The sequence below is a fragment of the Pseudonocardia sp. ICBG601 genome (assembly GCF_020496245.1).
The window spans coordinates 460,262-477,002 of sequence record NZ_JAHLJA010000150.1 but is presented as its reverse complement, the minus strand read 5'-3'; the positions used below and the strand labels follow the sequence as shown (position 1 = coordinate 477,002).

The 16,741-nt window shown below is 75.6% G+C and carries 11 protein-coding genes; 3 read left to right on the top strand and 8 right to left on the bottom strand.

Going from position 1 to position 16,741, the window contains the following annotated elements:
* Positions 1–42 precede the first annotated feature (42 nt).
* Positions 43–612, top strand: coding sequence for a DinB family protein (locus tag KPL57_RS47850; protein WP_226357095.1), 570 nt, complete (start codon positions 43–45; stop codon positions 610–612).
* Between the two features lie 19 nt (positions 613–631).
* Here the strand turns inward: KPL57_RS47850 and KPL57_RS47845 are convergent, their stop codons facing one another.
* The 5 genes from KPL57_RS47845 to KPL57_RS47825 form a co-directional block, all read right to left on the bottom strand.
* A complete protein-coding gene (locus tag KPL57_RS47845; protein WP_226357494.1) occupies positions 632–2,920 on the bottom strand; it encodes an ATP-binding domain-containing protein in 2,289 nt (762 codons plus the stop codon).
* A gap of 230 nt (positions 2,921–3,150) precedes the next feature.
* Positions 3,151–3,762, bottom strand: a complete 612-nt coding sequence (locus KPL57_RS47840) for a hypothetical protein (RefSeq protein WP_226357094.1) — start codon at positions 3,760–3,762, stop codon at positions 3,151–3,153.
* 89 nt (positions 3,763–3,851) lie between these two features.
* On the bottom strand, positions 3,852–6,236 hold the full coding sequence (locus tag KPL57_RS47835; protein ID WP_226357093.1) for a glycoside hydrolase family 65 protein: 2,385 nt from the start codon (positions 6,234–6,236) through the stop codon (positions 3,852–3,854).
* The gene (locus KPL57_RS47830) at positions 6,233–6,967 is read right to left on the bottom strand and encodes a beta-phosphoglucomutase family hydrolase (protein WP_226357092.1); all 735 of its coding nucleotides are present in this window, start codon (positions 6,965–6,967) and stop codon (positions 6,233–6,235) included. Before KPL57_RS47830 ends, KPL57_RS47835 begins: the two co-directional genes overlap by 4 nt.
* 73 nt (positions 6,968–7,040) lie before the next feature.
* Positions 7,041–8,936: a histidine kinase gene (locus tag KPL57_RS47825; RefSeq protein WP_226357091.1), complete on the bottom strand. Its 1,896-nt coding sequence runs from the start codon at positions 8,934–8,936 to the stop codon at positions 7,041–7,043.
* Positions 8,937–9,030: 94 nt separating this feature from the next.
* Between KPL57_RS47825 and KPL57_RS47820 the strand changes: the two genes are divergently transcribed.
* Both KPL57_RS47820 and KPL57_RS47815 read left to right on the top strand, forming a co-directional pair.
* The gene (locus KPL57_RS47820) at positions 9,031–11,580 is read left to right on the top strand and encodes an RNA helicase (RefSeq protein ID WP_226357090.1); all 2,550 of its coding nucleotides are present in this window, start codon (positions 9,031–9,033) and stop codon (positions 11,578–11,580) included.
* Positions 11,581–11,712: 132 nt separating this feature from the next.
* Positions 11,713–13,857, top strand: coding sequence for a bifunctional diguanylate cyclase/phosphodiesterase (locus KPL57_RS47815; protein ID WP_226357089.1), 2,145 nt, complete (start codon positions 11,713–11,715; stop codon positions 13,855–13,857).
* 2 nt (positions 13,858–13,859) lie between these two features.
* Here KPL57_RS47815 and KPL57_RS47810 read toward each other — a convergent pair whose 3' ends face one another.
* The 3 genes from KPL57_RS47810 to KPL57_RS47800 form a co-directional block, all read right to left on the bottom strand.
* A complete protein-coding gene (locus tag KPL57_RS47810; RefSeq protein WP_226357088.1) occupies positions 13,860–14,645 on the bottom strand; it encodes an LLM class F420-dependent oxidoreductase in 786 nt (261 codons plus the stop codon).
* Positions 14,646–14,701: 56 nt separating this feature from the next.
* Positions 14,702–15,574 carry a DUF742 domain-containing protein gene (locus tag KPL57_RS47805; RefSeq protein WP_226357087.1) on the bottom strand — a complete coding sequence of 291 codons (873 nt, stop codon included), beginning with the start codon at positions 15,572–15,574 and terminating at the stop codon, positions 14,702–14,704.
* Positions 15,575–15,777: 203 nt separating this feature from the next.
* Positions 15,778–16,716: an alpha/beta hydrolase gene (locus KPL57_RS47800; RefSeq protein ID WP_226357086.1), complete on the bottom strand. Its 939-nt coding sequence runs from the start codon at positions 16,714–16,716 to the stop codon at positions 15,778–15,780.
* Positions 16,717–16,741 lie beyond the last annotated feature (25 nt).

Below are 16,741 nucleotides of genomic sequence, written 5' to 3'. Positions count from 1 at the left end.
GCGGACCGCGGCCGTCCTCGATCGGCCCTAGCCTCCGGGGGCATGACGACACCCACCACGACCCTCGACTGGAACGCCGAGCTGCTCGCGCAGCTGACGTTCCACTGGGACACCCTGCTGCGGCCGCGGCTGGCCGGGCTCACCGACGACGAGTACCACCGGGAGCCGGTGCCCGGCTGCTGGGGCGTGCGCCGCCGCGGGGAGTCGGTGACCCCGCCGGGCGCCGGGTCCGGCGACTGGGTGATCGACTTCACGTTCCCGACGCCGGAGCCGCCGCCTGTCACGACGATCGCGTGGCGGTTCGGGCACCTCCTGGTCGGGGTGTTCGCGATGCGCTCGCACTCCCACTTCGGCGGCCCGGCCGTCGACTACGACTCCTACGCCTACCCCGGCACCGCGGCACAGGCGCTCGACGCACTCGACGCCGAGTACGCCCGCTGGACCGCCGGGGTCGCCGCGCTCGGCGCCGAGGGCCTCGCCCGGCCGTGCGGACCGGCCGAGGGCCCCTACGCCGACGCGCCGCTGGCCACCCTGGTGCTGCACATCCACCGGGAGGCCATCCACCACGGCGCGGAGATCGCGCTGCTGCGCGACCTCTACCGGGCCGGCTGAGCCGGGCGCCGGGCCGGGCTCAGCCGGCCCGCCCGATCCGCTTGAGCACCGGGGGCAGGTCCCCGGAGTGGAGGACCCCGAGGCGCTGGGTGGCCCGGGTGATCGCCACGTAGAGGTCGTTGAGCCCGCGCGGGGACTCGTCCAGCATCTCCTGCGGCTCGACGACGACGACGGCGTCGAACTCCAGGCCCTTCGACGCGGCCACCGGGAGCACGACGACGGGGGCGTCGAGCTCGGACTCGCCTGCGGTCTCCTCGGTGTCGGGCCCGGCCGGCGTCACGAGGCCTGCGGTCTCCAGCACGGCGCGCACGTGGGCGACGCGGCCCTCGGGGGCGAGGACGACGGTGCGCCCGTCCCCGACGGCGTCGCGCTCGGCGCCCACCCGCTCGGCCAGCACCCGGTCGCCGTCGGCCCCGGCGGGCAGCGCCGCCGCCCACGGCGGCACCCCGGTCGAGCGCACCGACGACGGCGGCCGCAGCGACGCGTCGATCTCGGCGAGCACGTCGTCGGCGACGTCGGCGATCTCCGAGGGCGTCCGGTAGTTCACCGTCAGCTGCTCCAGGCGCCAGCGGCGGGCCACGAACGGTGACAGGACCTCGTCCCAGGAGCCCGCGCCGCCGCGGTCACCGGTCTGGGCGATGTCCCCGACCAGGGTCATCGACCGGGCGGGGGCGCGACGCATGACCATCCGCCAGGCCATCGCCGACAGCTCCTGCGCCTCGTCGACGATGATGTGGCCGTAGGTCCACTCCCGGTCCGCGGCCGCCCGCTCGGCGGTGGAGTCGTAGCGGGAGACCTGCATGCGCTCGGCGAGCCGGTCGGCGTCGATGATGTCGGTGGCGCGCAGCAGCTCGGGGTCGAGGTCCTCCTCCAGGTCGAGCACGTCGAGCACGCCCTGGGCGTACTCGACCTCCTCGCGCAGTGCGGCGGCCTCGGCGGCGGCCTGGGCGGCGCCGTCGTCGCCGAGCAGCTCGGCGGCCTCGTCGAGCAGGGCGACGTCGGCCGGGGTCCAGCGCAGGTCCGGGGGCACGTCGGCGCCGGGCGCCGGGCGCTCCAGCAGGGCCCGCTCGGGCGCCGGGATCCGCCGGGCCACCGAGTTGAGCCGGCGACGGTCGGCGAACAGGTCGGTGAGCAGCTGCTCGGGCGACAGCGTCGGCCAGAGCTCCTCGAGGTGCGTCGCGACCGCGGCGGACTCGGCGAGCTCGTCGCGGATGTCGTCGACGTCGCGCCGGTCCAGCAGGCCGGACTCGCCGCCGCCGACGCGACGGGCGACCTGCTGGGCGAGCAGCCGCAGCAGCTCCTTGCGGAAGATGCGGCGGGCCTCGTTGTGCGGCTTACGGGAGCGCCGGGCCCGGGTGCGGGCCTGGGCGACGGTGTCCCGGTCGAGGACGACCCGCTGCTGCTCCACGACGAGCTCGACCGGTGTGCGCGGCAGCTGCTGCCGGTCGCGCACCGCGGCGGCGATCACCGGCGCCATGTCGGCGCGGCCCTTCAGCTCGGCCGTCGCCGGGGACTCGGTGCGTCGCGCGTCCAGGCCGGGGAACAGCTGGGCGACGGTGCCGAGCACGACGCTGGTCTCCCCCAGCGAGGGCAGGACCTGGCCGATGTAGCGCAGGAACGTCGGGTTCGGCCCGACGACGAGCACGCCGCGCCGGGCCAGCCGGTCGCGGTGGGTGTAGAGCAGGTAGGCCGCGCGGTGCAGCGCCACCGCCGTCTTCCCGGTGCCGGGCCCGCCCTGCACGACCAGCACCCCGGACGGCTTCGACCGGATGATCCGGTCCTGCTCGCCCTGGATGGTGGCGACGATGTCGCCCATCCGCCCGGTACGGGCCGAGGAGACCGCCGCCAGCAGCGCGGCCTCGCTGGTGAGCCCGGAGCCCGAGCGGGCCCGCTCGGCCTCGGTCATCTCGGCGAGGTTGAGCGGCTCGTCGTCGACCGCGACGACCTGCCGCAGCCGGGTCCGCAGGTGCCTGCGCCGCCGCATCCCCTCGGGGTTCGCGGCGGTGGCGGTGTAGAACGGCCGGGCGGCGGGTGCCCGCCAGTCCATCAGCAGCGGCTCGTACTCGTTGTCCTCGTCGAGCAGGCCGATACGGCCGACGTAGCGGATCTCGCCGTCGTCGGCGTCGAGCCGGCCGAAGGCCAGCCCGTGCTCGGCGGCACGCAGACCGGCGAGCCGGTCGGTGAGCATCTCCGCGGCGGCGTCGCGCTGGGTGATGGCCTGCGGGGTGCCGACGGTCTCCTCGCGCAGCGTGTCGGCCAGCCGGCGCGCGGTGTCGCGACGGCGGTCCTCGAGCTGCTCGTAGAGCATGGCCACGTAGGACTGTTCGTGGGCCAGCTCCGGGTCGACCGGCGCGGCGGGGTCGGCCGCGGCAGCCGGGGAGCCGGCAGCGGAAGTGGGTTCGGGCACGGCGCGGGGATCCTCCACCGGGGGGACGTACACGACACGTCCGCGCGGTGGCAGGACGAGCCTGTCTCCGACGGAGCGACTGACCAGGCTACCAGTGGTGCACGACCATCCGGTGGACGACGGGGCGGGATTCAGCCGCCCGCGGCCGGCACCCGCGCCCGCACCCGGAACGTGGCGGCGTCGACCCGGGTGACGCCCGCCGCGGAGACCGTCGCCGCACCGGGGCCGGTCGCGGTGCAGGTCACGGTCGCGCCGACCGGGACGTCGCCGTCCGGGCAGCCGAGCAGCGGCGCACCGTCGTGGCCCAGCGCCCGCAGCGCGTGCAGGACGGTGCCGGTCGCCGCGACCGACGCCGAGCCACCGGTGCCGGCGACGGCGACGGTGTGGTCGACCCGTCCGGCCGTGTCGACCGGCACGGCCCCGGCGACGGTGAGCCACCAGGCGCCGGCCGAGGTGCGTGTCCCGGCCCCGCGGTGCTCGGTCGCCCCGGAGCGGGGCGCCGCGGTCACCGTCGCCCAGCCGCGGCGGTCGACGCCCGCGGTGAGCGTGCAGGTGGCGCGCAGGGTGCCGTCGTCGGACCCGACGGGTTCGGTGCAGGTCGCCGTGACCGGGCCGCCCTCCTGGCGGGCGAGCACCCGCTCGACGTGCCCGGTCACCTCGGCCCGGTCGGGCGGGGACCCGGGCGAGACCCACAGCACGTACCCGACGACGACCACGACGACGATCCCGGCGGCGACCGCCACGGACCTCCACACCGGTGACATACCGGACATCGGACCACTGCGGGGACGGCGGCGGGATCCGCCGTCCTACGCAGTCCGGCCCGGCGCGGTCAGCCGCGGACCCGCGGGGCCCGTCCGTATGGCTGCTCCACCGGCTCCACCCACTCCGGGGTGGGGGTCGGCGCGGTGGCCGGGCCCTCGTCGTCGAGCGCGATGGGCTCGCCGTGGTGGCGCAGCCGCATCGGGGCGCCGTCGGTGAGCCGGTACTCGGTCTCCTCGGGGGTGATCGAGACCCGGATGCGGCGCCCCTGCCACTTCAGGCCGAACGAGATCCGCGACAGCGACGCCGGGAGCACCGGCGCGAACGACAGCCCGTCGGCCTCGCAGCGCATCCCGCCGAAGCCCAGCACGACCGCGGTCCAGGTCCCCGCCATCGACGCGATGTGCATGCCGTGGTCGGTGTTGCCCGCGAGGTCCTGCAGGTCCACCAGGGCGGCCTCGGCGAGGTACTGGTGGGCCAGCTCCAGGTGCCCGGTGCGGGCGGCCATCACCGACTGGGTGCACGCCGACAGCGACGAGTCCCGCACCGTGATCGCCTCGTAGTAGGCGAAGTTGCGGCGCTTCTGCTCCTCGGTGAACGCCTCCGGGAAGATCTGCATCGCCAGCACGAGGTCGGCCTGCTTGATGACCTGCTTGCGGTACAGGTCGAAGTACGGGTAGTTCAGCAGCAGCGGGTACCGCTCGGCCGGGGTCTCCTCGAAGTTCCACCGCTGGTGGTCGGTGAAGCCCTCGGACTGCGGGTGCACGCCCAGGCGCTCGTCGAACGGGATGAACATGGCGCCGGCGGCGTCGCGCCAGGACGCGATCTCCTCGGAGTCCACCCCGAGCCGCGACGCGGACCGCGGGTGCTTCGCGGCGACCTCGGCGGCGTAGCGCAGGTTCTGCTGGGCCATCAGGTTGGTGTAGACGTTGTTGTCCGCGATCGAGGAGTACTCGTCGGGGCCGGTGACGCCGTCGATGCGGAAGTTGCCCGCCGAGTCGTGGCTGCCCAGCGAGCGCCACAGCCGCGCGGTCGCGACCAGCAGCTCCAGCCCGACCTCCAGCTCGAACTTGGTGTCGCCGGTGGCGTGCACGTGCCGCTTCACCGCGTCGGCGATGTCGGCGTTGATGTGGAACGCCGCGGTGCCCGCGGGCCAGTAGCCGGAGCACTCGTGGCCGCGGATGGTGCGCCACGGGAACGCCGCGCCCTTGAGGCCGAGTGTCTCGGCGCGCTCGAAGGCCAGCGGCAGGATCGACTTGCGCCAGCGCAGCGCGTCCGCCGCGGCCTCCGGGGCGACGAAGGACAGCACCTGCAGGCAGAACGTCTCGGTGTCCCAGAAGGTGTGGCCGTCGTAGCCGTCGGCGGTCAGGCCCTTGGCCGGGATGCAGCGGCGCTCGGCGCGGGCGCCGGCCTGCAGGATGTGGAAGGTCGCCAGCCGCACGGCCTGCTGCAGCTCGGCGTCGCCGTCGATCTCGACGTCGGCGGTGGCCCAGAAGTCGTCGAGGTAGTCGCGCTGCTCGGCGACCAGGCCGTCCCAGCCGGTGTAGCGGGCGGCGGCGATGGCGGCGCGCACCTGGTCGTAGACGGCGGGCAGGCTGCGTCGCGAGGACCAGCCGTAGGCGAGGTACTTGACCACGCGCAGCGACTGGCCGGGCTTGACCCGGGCGATGACGGTGGTGCGGGCGAGGTCCTCGTTGGCGTCGGTGGACACCTGGACGCCCTCCGGGCCGAACACCTCGTGCTCCATCGCGGCGCCGCAGCGCAGCTCGGACTTGCGGGTGCGGTGCACCAGGGTCGCACCGGCGTCGCCGGCGCGGGACTGCTCGGGCTCGAGTACGTTGTCCAGCGCGGTGTCCAGGCGCGGGTCGTCGGCGTCGCGGCCGGGCAGCTGCTCGTTGGCGACGAGCTCGGACTGCAGCACCAGCAGGGCGGCGTCACCGGCGGCGCCGCTGCCGTCGTTGCCGTTGCTGACCAGCTCGACCTCGTAGGAGATCGCGGCGACCGCGCGCTGGGTCAGCGAGACCATGCGGGTGGAGCGGACCCGGACCCGGCGCCCGGCCGGGGACTCCCACTCGACCTCGCGGTGCAGCGTGCCGGCCTGCATGTCCAGCACCCGCTCGTGCCGGTGCAGGGTGCCGTAGCGCAGGTCGAACGGCTCGTCGTCGACCAGCAGCCGGATCAGCTTGCCGTTGGTCGTGTTGATGATCGTCTGCCCGGACTCGGGGTAGCCGTAGCCGCCCTCGGCGTACGGCAGCGGCCGGACCTCGTAGAAGGAGTTCAGGTAGGTGCCGGGCAGGACGTGCGGCTCGCCCTCGTCGAGGTTGCCGCGCAGCCCGATGTGGCCGTTGGACAGCGCGAAGACCGACTCGGTCTGGCCCATCGCGTCCAGGTCGAGGCGCGGTTCGCGGACCACCCACGGCTCGACGGTGAAGGTGGGCAGGTGGTCGGGCTTCACGAACGCTCCAGCAGGTCGGCGAGATCGGTGACGACGACGTCCGCGCCGTGCTCACGGAGCGCGTCGGCCTGGTCGAGACGGTCGACGCCGACGACGGCGCCGAAGTCCCCCGCGTGGCCGGCCTGCACGCCGGCCAGCGCGTCCTCGAACACGACCGCGGCGGACCGGTCGACCCCGAGGTCGGCCGCGGCGGCGAGGAAGGTGTCGGGAGCGGGCTTGCCGGGCAGGCCGCGCTCGCGGGCGGTGACGCCGTCGACGCGGTGGTCGATGAAGGTCTCGAGCCCGGTGACCCGCAGGATCTGCTCGGCGTTCGCGCTGGAGGACACGACGGCGGTGGTGAGCCCGGCGTCCTTCACCGCCTCCAGGTAGCGGCGCGACCCCGGGTAGACCTCGACGCCGTCGGTGCGGATCCGCTCCTGCACGAGGTCGTTCTTGCGGGTCGACAGGCCCCACAGGGTCTCGGTGTCCGCGGAGTCGTCCGGGGACCCCTCGGGCAGCTCGATCCCGCGCGAGGCGAGGAAGCTGCGGGTCCCCTCGAGACGGGGCTTCCCGTCCACGTACGGACCGTAGTCGGCGTTGACGTCGAACGGGGTGTACCCGTCACCGTCGCGGGAACGGAGGTACTCGTCGAACATCTGCTTCCACGCCGCGGCGTGGACGCTCGCGGTGTCGGTGAGTACGCCGTCCAGGTCGAACAGGCACGCGCGTGTGCCCTCGGGCAGCCCCAGCATGGCGCGCACGCTATCCGGATCGATGAAGCTCCGTCGCCCCGGGCGGTGCACGCCACTCCCCCGCCGCCGGGTGTCACACGACGGGCACGCCCAGCGGCAGGACCAGCAGGACGAGCGGGGCGCGGGCGGACCGTTCCGCCGGGCCCGCCGGATGGACCTCCACCCGGGCCGCGGGCCCGTCGGGGGCGTCCGGGTCCAGCCGCACGTGGACCGCGCCGCCCGCGCTGTGCGGCTCGATCTCCTCCTGCACCCCGCGGCGGACCGCGGCGAGCACCGAGAGCGGCGGCACCGCCGACGACGGGTCGACCCCGGCCCCGGACGGGTCGTCGAGCTCGGTGGTCAGCCGGGCGCCGAAGCGGGTCCGTTCGATCTGCAGGTACGCCCGCACGGCGGCGAGCTCCTCGTCGAGCCGGATCGACGGCTCCCCGGCCCGGTCCGCGGCCCGGGACAGGTCGGCGAAGCCCAGCAGCAGCTCCCGGGCCCGTGGCGGGTCGGTGCGCACCAGCGAGGCGATGGTGTTGAGGGTGTTGTAGACGAAGTGCTGCTCCAGCCGCCGCGACAGCGGCCCGTGCCAGGGGCCGTCGGGGGCGGCGGCCGGCGGCGCGGGGGCCCCGGGGGCGGGCGGGACGGCGTCGCGGACCCGGATGCGGACGGTCTCGTCGGGGGCCGGGGCGCGGTGCGCGCCGGGCCGGGCCGCGCGGCCCTCGTCCCGTGATGTGTCGCGGGCGGGCCGGTCGGGGTCCGCGGTGCCGGCGCGGCCCGGGGTGCGGGTGCCCGGCGGGGCGTCCCCGTCCTCGGACGCGGGCCGGGTGGCCGGTGCGGCCGCGGCACGGGCGCGGGGCAGGACGACGGTCTCCGGGCCGTGCCCGGGTGCCTGCTCGGTCCCGCGGCCCGGGCGGCGCAGTGCGACGGTCGGGCGGGCCGCCGACGCCGCCCGGCGGGCCACGTCGATCGCGGTGGCCAGGTCGTCGTCGTGCTCGGCGGGCACCACCAGACCGCGCCACGACGGCAGGGTGAGCCGCCCGGCGGCCGTCCGGCCCCGGTGCTCGACCGCCGCGACCAGGCCGGGGGCCAGCCAGCGGGCGTCGACCCCGATCCCGTCGGGCACCCCGAGCGGCGGGGTCCCGGTGGCGGGGACGCGCAGGACGGTACGGGCGTCGACGTCGGCGGCGCCGATCCCGACGCGGCCCACGTAGCGGAGCCCGTCGGGCTCGGGCAGCGCCAGCAGCACCGCGCCGATCCGCTCCCGGCCCCCGCCGGGGCCCCCGGCGGGCACCCAGCCCGCGACGAGCACCTGCCGGTGGCGGCGCAGCGGCACCCGCAGCCAGTTCCGGGTGCGCCGCCCGGGCTGGTAGGGCAGGTCGAGCCGCTTGAGGTGCAGCCCGTCGAGGCCGTAGCGCTCCGCGGTGCGGACCACGAGGTCGGCCTCGTCGAGCCCGAACGAGGGCGGGACCAGGATCTTCGGCCCGGCCAGGTCGAGCGCCTCCAGCTCCGCGCGGCGCCGCCGGTAGGGCAGCTCCAGGGTGCGGCGGCCGTCGCAGAACAGCAGGTCGGTGACCACGTAGCCGACCGGGACCTCGGTCCGCAGGGCCGCGTCCGGGGACACCGTCGCGGTGCGGCGCAGCAGCGGACCGCGCGAGGGGCGGCCCGCCTCGTCGAGGGCGACGACGGTGCCGTCGAGCACCATGCCGCCCGGCGGGGCCTGGTCGCCGAGCACGGCGAGCTCGGGGAAGGACCCGGTCACGCTGCGTGCGGTGGAGGACAGCAGCCGGACGCGGCCGGGCCGGGCGTAGGCCACGCAGCGGTGGCCCTCCCAGGCGAACTCGACCGCCCAGCGGTCCGGGTCGCCCGCGTCGGTCAGCTCGCCCGCGGCGGGCAGCATCGGTGGGACGAGGTCGGGCATGGGCGCAGCAGGACCCGCGCCGGCGCGCGCCTGCCCGGCGCCGTGCGTCGCACCGCCCCCCACCACGGCATCCACGCTATCCCCCGCACGGGCGAGTGCGGGCGCCACCTCGGCGCTGCGGCGCCCGGTGCCGGGGGTGTCTGCGACGATCGGTCCCATCATGACGCTCACCGACCGGCTGCCGCGCTCCTCCGACCCCGCGAACCCCCCGGATCCCGCCGCGCTGGTGGACACCTTCGCCGAGTGGGCGTTCGACGAGCGCGGTCTGTCGCTGTACCCGGCGCAGGAGGAGGCGCTGCTGGAGCTGGTCACCGGCGCCAACGTGATCCTCTCGACGCCGACGGGCTCGGGGAAGTCGCTGGTCGCGATCGGCGCGCACGCCGCGGCGCTGGCCCGCGGGGAGCGCAGCTTCTACACCGCGCCGATCAAGGCGCTGGTCAGCGAGAAGTTCTTCGCGCTGTGCGAGGTGTTCGGCGCGGACAAGGTCGGCATGCTCACCGGCGACGCCGCGGTGAACGAGAAGGCGCCGATCATCTGCTGCACCGCGGAGATCCTGGCCAACCTCGCACTGCGCGAGGGCCCCGGGACCGACGTCGGCTCGGTGATCATGGACGAGTTCCACTTCTACGCCGACCCGTCGCGCGGCTGGGCCTGGCAGGTGCCGATCGTCGAGCTGCCGCAGGCGCAGTTCCTGCTGATGAGCGCCACGCTGGGCGACACGTCGTTCTTCGCGGAGGACCTGACCCGGCGCACCGGGCGGGAGACCGCGGAGATCACCTCGGTGGAGCGGCCGGTGCCGCTGCACTTCCGCTACGTCGTCGAGCCGCTGCACGAGACGATCACCGAGCTGCTGTCGACGCGTGAGGCGCCGGTCTACGTCGTGCACTTCACCCAGCAGGCCGCCGTCGAACGGGCGCAGGCGCTGATGAGCGTCAACGTCACCTCCAAGGAGGACAAGGCCGCGATCGCCGAGACGATCGGGGCGTTCCGGTTCACCTCCGGCTTCGGCCGCACCCTGTCCCGCCTGGTGCGCCACGGGATCGGCGTGCACCACGCCGGGATGCTCCCCCGCTACCGGCGGCTGGTGGAGACCCTCGCCCAGGCCGGCCTGCTCAAGGTCATCTGCGGCACCGACACCCTCGGCGTCGGCATCAACGTGCCGATCCGCACGGTGCTGTTCACCGCCCTGTCCAAGTACGACGGGCGCCGCGTGCGCCCGCTCAAGGCCCGCGAGTTCCACCAGATCGCCGGCCGCGCCGGCCGGGCCGGGTACGACACCGTCGGCACCGTCGTCGCGCAGGCACCCGAGCACGACATCGAGAACGCCAAGGCGCTGGCCAAGGCGGGCGACGACCCGAAGAAGCGCCGCAAGGTCCAGCGCAAGCAGCCCCCCGAGGGGTTCGTCGGCTGGTCGGAGACCTCGTTCGAGAAGCTGCAGCAGGCCCGCCCGGAGCCGCTGACCAGCCACTTCGAGGTCACCCACGCGATGCTGCTCAACGTGGTCTCGCGCGGCGGGGACACCTACGCCGCGATGGAGCACCTGCTCACCGACAACCACGAGCCCCGCAAGCGGCAGCTCAAGCACATGCTGCGGGCGATCGCGATCTACCGGGCGCTGCGGACCTCCGGGGTCGTCGAGCAGTACACCGTGGACGGTGCGACCCGGCCACGGGCGCGGGTGGTCGACGAGCTGCAGCTGGACTTCGCGCTCAACCAGCCGCTGTCGCCGTTCGCGCTGGCGGTGTTCGAGCTCCTCGACCGGGAGTCGCCGACCTACGCCCTCGACGTGCTCTCGGTGATCGAGTCGACCCTCGACGACCCCCGCCAGATCCTCGCCGCCCAGCAGAACAAGGCCCGCGGCGAGGCGATCGCGGCGATGAAGGCCGACGGCATCGAGTACGAGGAGCGGATGGCCCGCCTGGAGGAGGTCACCCACCCCAAGCCCCTCGACGAGATGCTGCACGCCGCGCTGGAGACCTACCGCCGCGGCGCACCGTGGGTCGCCGACGCCGTCCTGTCGCCGAAGTCGGTGGTCCGGGACATGAGCGAGCGGGCGATGACGTTCACCGAGTACGTCTCGCACTACCAGCTCGCCCGCTCCGAGGGCCTGGTGCTGCGCTACCTGGCCGACGCCTACCGGGCGCTGCGCCAGACCGTGCCCGAGCACGCCCGCACCGAGGAGCTCACCGACCTCGTGGAGTGGCTGGGCGAGCTGGTCCGCCAGACCGACTCCTCGCTGCTCGACGAGTGGGAGAAGCTCGCCGCCGGGGCGGGTGCCGACGGGGAGGTGCTGCCGCCGGGGGCCGAGGTCGCCGTCGCCACGCCGACCGGGGTCACCGGCAACGCCCGCGCGTTCCGGGTCATGGTGCGCAACGCGCTGTTCCGCCGGGTGGAGCTCGCGGCGATGGGCCGCTACGCCGAGCTGGGCGACCTCGACGCCGACGCCGGCTGGACCGCCGACCGCTGGCGGGACGCGCTGGCCCCCTACTTCGCGATCCACGACCGGATCGGCTTCGGGCCGGACGCGCGCGGGCCCGAGCTGTTCGACCTCACCGAGGAGGCCGACCGCTGGCTGGTGCGCCAGGTCCTCGACGACCCGGCGGGCGACCGGGACTGGGCGATCACCGCCGAGGTGGACCTCGCTGCCTCCGACGAGGCCGGTGAGGCCGTCGTGTGGGTGACGGAGGTGACCGACGGGTCGCCGGCCTGACCCGACCGGCCCGTCACAGGCCACCGACGTAACCCGGTCGGCCCCACCGGGCGGGTCGGATCGGTTACGGTGTTCACCGATCATCCCGATCATGAGGGAAGTCCCTCCCACCGGAGCGAACGGGGGCGGTGGATGCAGCAGGCCGACGTCGCCGCTGCTCGCGCCGACCACGGACGGGCGCTCGTCCCCGCAGCACTCCCCGACCCCGCCGATCTCACCGGCCCCTGGGCCTCGGAGCTGGCCCGGCGCTCGGTGCTACCGGTCACCGAGCTGCGCCCGGTCCTCGACCGGGTGACCGGCCGGCTGCGGGAGGCCGCACTGGCGGAGCGGTACGACCCGGCCCTCCCGGCGGCCGCCGGCGGGGACCTGGTACGGGCGCGGATCCACCAGCCGGGCTGCCTGGAGATCGGGATGGAGCTACTCGGGGCGCACCTGGAGCCGGCCGCGGACACCGCCGCCCGGGTCCGGCGGATCGCGGCCGTGCTGGCGGCGTTCGCCCGCGGGTTCACCGAGGCCACCCGCAGCCTGGTCCTCGCCGAGCACGAGCAGGTCACCCGGGCCGCACTGGAGGCCCGCCGCGTCGCCGAGGAGGCCCGTCGTCGCTCGGACCTGCGGCTGCGGACCGTCGTCGACTCCGCGGCCGTCGGGATCGTGATCTTCGAGCCGGACGGGCGGCTCGTCGAGGTCAACGAGACCGCCGCCGTCATGTCCGGGTACACGCCCGCCCAGCTGCTGAGGATGCGGGTCACCGACTTCGTGCCCCGGGAGTCGGCGCCGGAGGTGTGGGCGGAGCGGCCGCGGCTGCTCGACGGCTCCCTGGACCGGCTCCGGGTGGTCCGCCCGGTCCGGCGCGCCGACGACAGCGACGTGTGGATCGACGCCGTGGTCACCCTGCTCGGCCCGGTCGGCGGTGACGAGCAGCTGCTCGTCGCGGTCGTGTCCGACGTGACCGACCAGCTGCTGATGCAGGAGAGCCTGGCCCACCAGGCGTCGCACGACCCGCTGACCGGGCTGCCGAACCGGTCGCTGTTCTTCGAGCGCCTGGGCGCCGCGATCGACGCGGGCTCCTCCGGTGCCCGCCCGGGGGTCTGCTACCTGGACCTGGACGGGTTCAAGGTCGTCAACGACACCCTGGGCCACCAGGCCGGGGACCGGCTGCTGCAGGTGCTGGCCGACCGGCTGCGGGGCGCGCTGGAGCCCGGCGGGCACCTCGTCGCGCGGATGGGCGGCGACGAGTTCGTCGTGCTGGTGCCGCGCACCGCCGACCGGGCCGAGCTGGAGGAGGTCGCGACCCGCGCGCTGGGTACCGTGCGCCGCCCGGTGCGCGTCGACGGCCGCGACATCGTGATCTCGGCGAGCGTCGGGGTGGTGCGCCACGACGGCGAGCTGGGCACCGACGAGCTGATCGCCGCCGCCGACACCACCCTCTACTCGGCCAAGCGGGCCGGCCGCGGGCGCTACGTGCTCTACGACCGCGACCGCCACCGCGACGACGTCGCCCGCTTCGAGCTGTCCTCGCAGATGCCCGAGGCCCTGCGCCGCGACGACTTCGTGGTCGTCTACCAGCCCCTGGTGCGCCTGGCCGACGAGCAGACCATCGGGGTCGAGGCGCTGGTGCGCTGGCAGCGGCCCGACGGGCAGCTGCTGGGCCCGGACCGGTTCATCCCGCTCGCCGAGGAGACCGGGCTGGTCGTGCCGCTGGGCCGCCGGGTCCTCGACGAGGCGTGCCGGCAGGGCCGGGTCTGGGCCGACGCGTACCCGGACAGGCCGCTGACGATCAGCGTGAACGTCGCCGCCCGGCAGGTGACCGAGTCGGACCTGGTCGCCGACGTCGCGGCGACCCTGGAGCGCCACGACTGGCCGCCGGAGCTGCTGCAGGTCGAGCTGACCGAGTCCGACCTGATGGGCTCCCCCGGCCGGCCGCTGGCCACGCTGCGCGAGCTCGACCGACTCGGCGTGAAGATCGCCATCGACGACTTCGGGACCGGCTACTCCAACCTCGCCTACCTGCGGCATCTGCCGGTGCACCGGCTCAAGCTGGCCGGGCACTTCCTGGCCGGGACCGCCGAGCGCGACGACGTCATCCTGCGCACGCTGATCTCGCTGGCCTCCGCGCTGGACCTGGAGGTCACCGCGGAGGCGGTGGAGACGCGGGAGCAGGCGGCGCGGCTGCGCGAGTACGGCTGCGCCAACGCCCAGGGCTGGTACTACGCACCCGCGGTCGTCGCGGAACGGGTCCCGGACCTGATCCGGGACCCGTTCCTGCGCGCCCTCTGAGCTCAGCCGTTGCGCTCGTCGCGCCAGGCGATCCAGTCCTTCAGCCGGGACAGGTCGTAGCCGCCCTGGCCGTCCTGGCCGACGGTGAACAGGCGCACCCCGGCGTCGTACAGGGCGGCGCCGTTGTCCTCCGGGGCGCCCTCGACGCCGACCGAGCGTTCGATCTCGGCCGGGTCGCGGCCGATGTCGCGGCAGTGCCCGTCGAGGATGCCGCTCTTGCGGGTGACGGTGTCGACGTCGCCGAAGCCGTGCCAGATGCCGGCGTGCTCGGCGGTGTAGCGCAGGGTCTTCTTCTCGCCCCCGCCGCCGATGAGGATCGGGATGTCGCGGGTCGGGGCCGGGTTGAGCGCCGACCACCGGCTCCGGATGCGGGGCAGGGCCGCGGCCAGGTCGTTCAGCCGGCCGCCCGCGGTGCCGAACTCGTAGCCGTACTCGTCGTAGTCGCGCTGGAACCAGCCGGAGCCGATGCCCAGGATCAGCCGGCCGTCGGAGATGTGGTCGACGGTGCGGGCCATGTCGGCGAGCAGCTCGGGGTTGCGGTAGCTGTTGCAGGTCACCAGGGCGCCGATCTCCACCCGGGAGGTCGCCTCGGCCCAGGCGCCGAGCATGGTCCAGCACTCGAAGTGCTTGCCGTCGGGCTCGCCGTAGAGCGGGAAGAAGTGGTCCCAGTTGAAGACGACGTCGACGCCGGCCTCCTCGGCGGCGGCCACGGTGCGGCGGATGTCGGCGTAGTCGGCGTGCTGGGGCTGCAGCTGCAGTCCGATGCGGACGGGACGGGGATCGGTCATGTCCCCATCCTGGCCCCGGCGGCCGGGGCCCGCAGGACACCCGCGGGCCCGGCGGGTCAGAGCCGGCGCAGCCCGGCCAGCACCCGGTCCATCAGCGCGACGCTCGGCCCGTCCTCCGCCGAGGACACACCGTGCACCACCAGGCGCCCTTCGGAGGCGAGGTCGTCGATGAGCACCCGGGCGACGCCCAGCGGCACTGCGGCCAGCGCCGCGACCTCCGACACCGACCGGGGCCGGGTGCACAGCCGCAGCACCGCGGCGCGCTCGACCGAGTCGGCGCGCGGGACGGGGCCGGGGGCGGGCCGCACCGAGACCAGCGTCTCCAGCCGCAGCTCGGCGCGGACCCGGGTACGGCCGCCGGTCATGACGTAGGGCCGGACCGGGGCGAACGCCGGGACCTGGAGCGGCGCGGCCTCCGGCGGCGCGGTCTGCCGGGACGCGGTGTGCTGGGACGCCGGGTGGTGGGGCGCGGACGGGGAGGACGCGGGGCCCGCCGTCGCGGCCGGACGACCCGGTCCCGGCGCGGGGCGGCCGGCGACCACGGGCAGCGGCGCGGTGTCGGCGGGCCCGGGCGTGCCGGTGTCGCCGTCCGGGCCGCGACCGGTGCCCGCCGTCGCGGGGTCTCCGGCCGCGGTGCCGCCCACCCCGGTGTCGTCGGCCGGGTGCCCGTCCGTCTCCGCGCGGGCCGCCGCACGGCGCGCCGCCCGCTCGCGGCGGCTGAGCCGGGTGCGCTTCGCGGAGTGCCCGCCGAACCGGGCCCCGGTCACCCCGACCAGGTTCTCCGGCCCGGCCTCCGGCTCCTCCGCCACGACGGCGGGCTCCGGGTCCGGCTCCGGCGGCCTGCCGTGCGGGTACTCCGGGTCGGGGGCGTGCCGGGACGGGGGCGCCCCGAACCGGGCCCCGGTGCGTCCGATCTCCGACCGTGCCATCCACCCTCCGCGCCTCGCGGCCGCGGCGGCCCGCGGGCGCCGCGTTCGTCCGTTCCGTCCCGCGGTGCGGTCGTCGTCACGATGCGCGTCCGGGGAGCCACAGGGTGGCGCGGGACGGCTACCGCACCGTGTCGCCCGTGTCACATCTGTGTGACGCGACCCCGTCGGCGCAGGTCACGGGCACCGCGGTTCACCCGATCCGGCTAGTGACGCAGCAGCGCGGTGAACGCGTCGAGGGCCTGCCCCGCGATGCGCTCGGCCGCGGGCACGACGCCGAGGAACGCGACGTAGCCGTGGATGAGACCGGGGCCGTCGACCTCGGTGACCTCCACCCCGCCCGCGCGCAGCGCCGCGGCCCAGTCGCGGCCCTCGTCGCGCAGCGGGTCGAACTCGGCGGTGGCGACCACCGCGGGCGCCAGCCCGGACGGGTCGGCGGGCGCGGCGGCCCCCAGGGGCGCGACCTCGGGGTCGGCCGGGGCGGGGCCGGACAGCAGGCTGTCCCAGAACCAGCGCATGTCCGCGGCGGTGAGGAAGTAGCCCTCGCCGTTCTCCCGGTACGACGGCGTCGCCCCCTCCGGCGCGAGGGCCGGGTAGAACAACAGCTGGGCGGCCGGGCGCGGGCCGCCGCGGTCGCGGCAGCGCAGCGCCAGCCCGGCGACCATGCTCGCCCCGGCGCTGTCGCCGGCCAGCCCGAGCCGCCGGGCCGGGAACCGGCCGGCGACGGCGAGCAGCGCGGCCCAGGCGTCGTCGAGCGGGGCGGGGTGCGGGTGCTCGGGCGCGAGCCGGTAGTCCACGGCCACGACGACCGCCCCGGTCGCGTTCGCGACCCGCCGGCACACCGGGTCGTGGGTCTCCAGGTCCCCGACGACCCAGCCGCCGCCGTGCAGGTAGAGCACCACGGCCGCACCGTCGTCGCCCTCGGGGACGTAGGTGCGCAGCGACACCGGGCCCGCCGGGCCGGGGACGGTGTCGTCGTCGACCCGGCCGACCTGCTCGGGGACGAACCCCGGACCGCGCCGGGCCAGGGCGAGCGACCGGTAGTGGGCCCGGGTGGCGACCGGGTCGCCGTCGCGGACCAGCGGCAGGGCCCCCGCCCCGGCGAGGGTGTCGAGCACGGTCCGGAACGCGGGGTCGAGCGCCATGGTCGTGACGCTAGCCGGTCCCCGG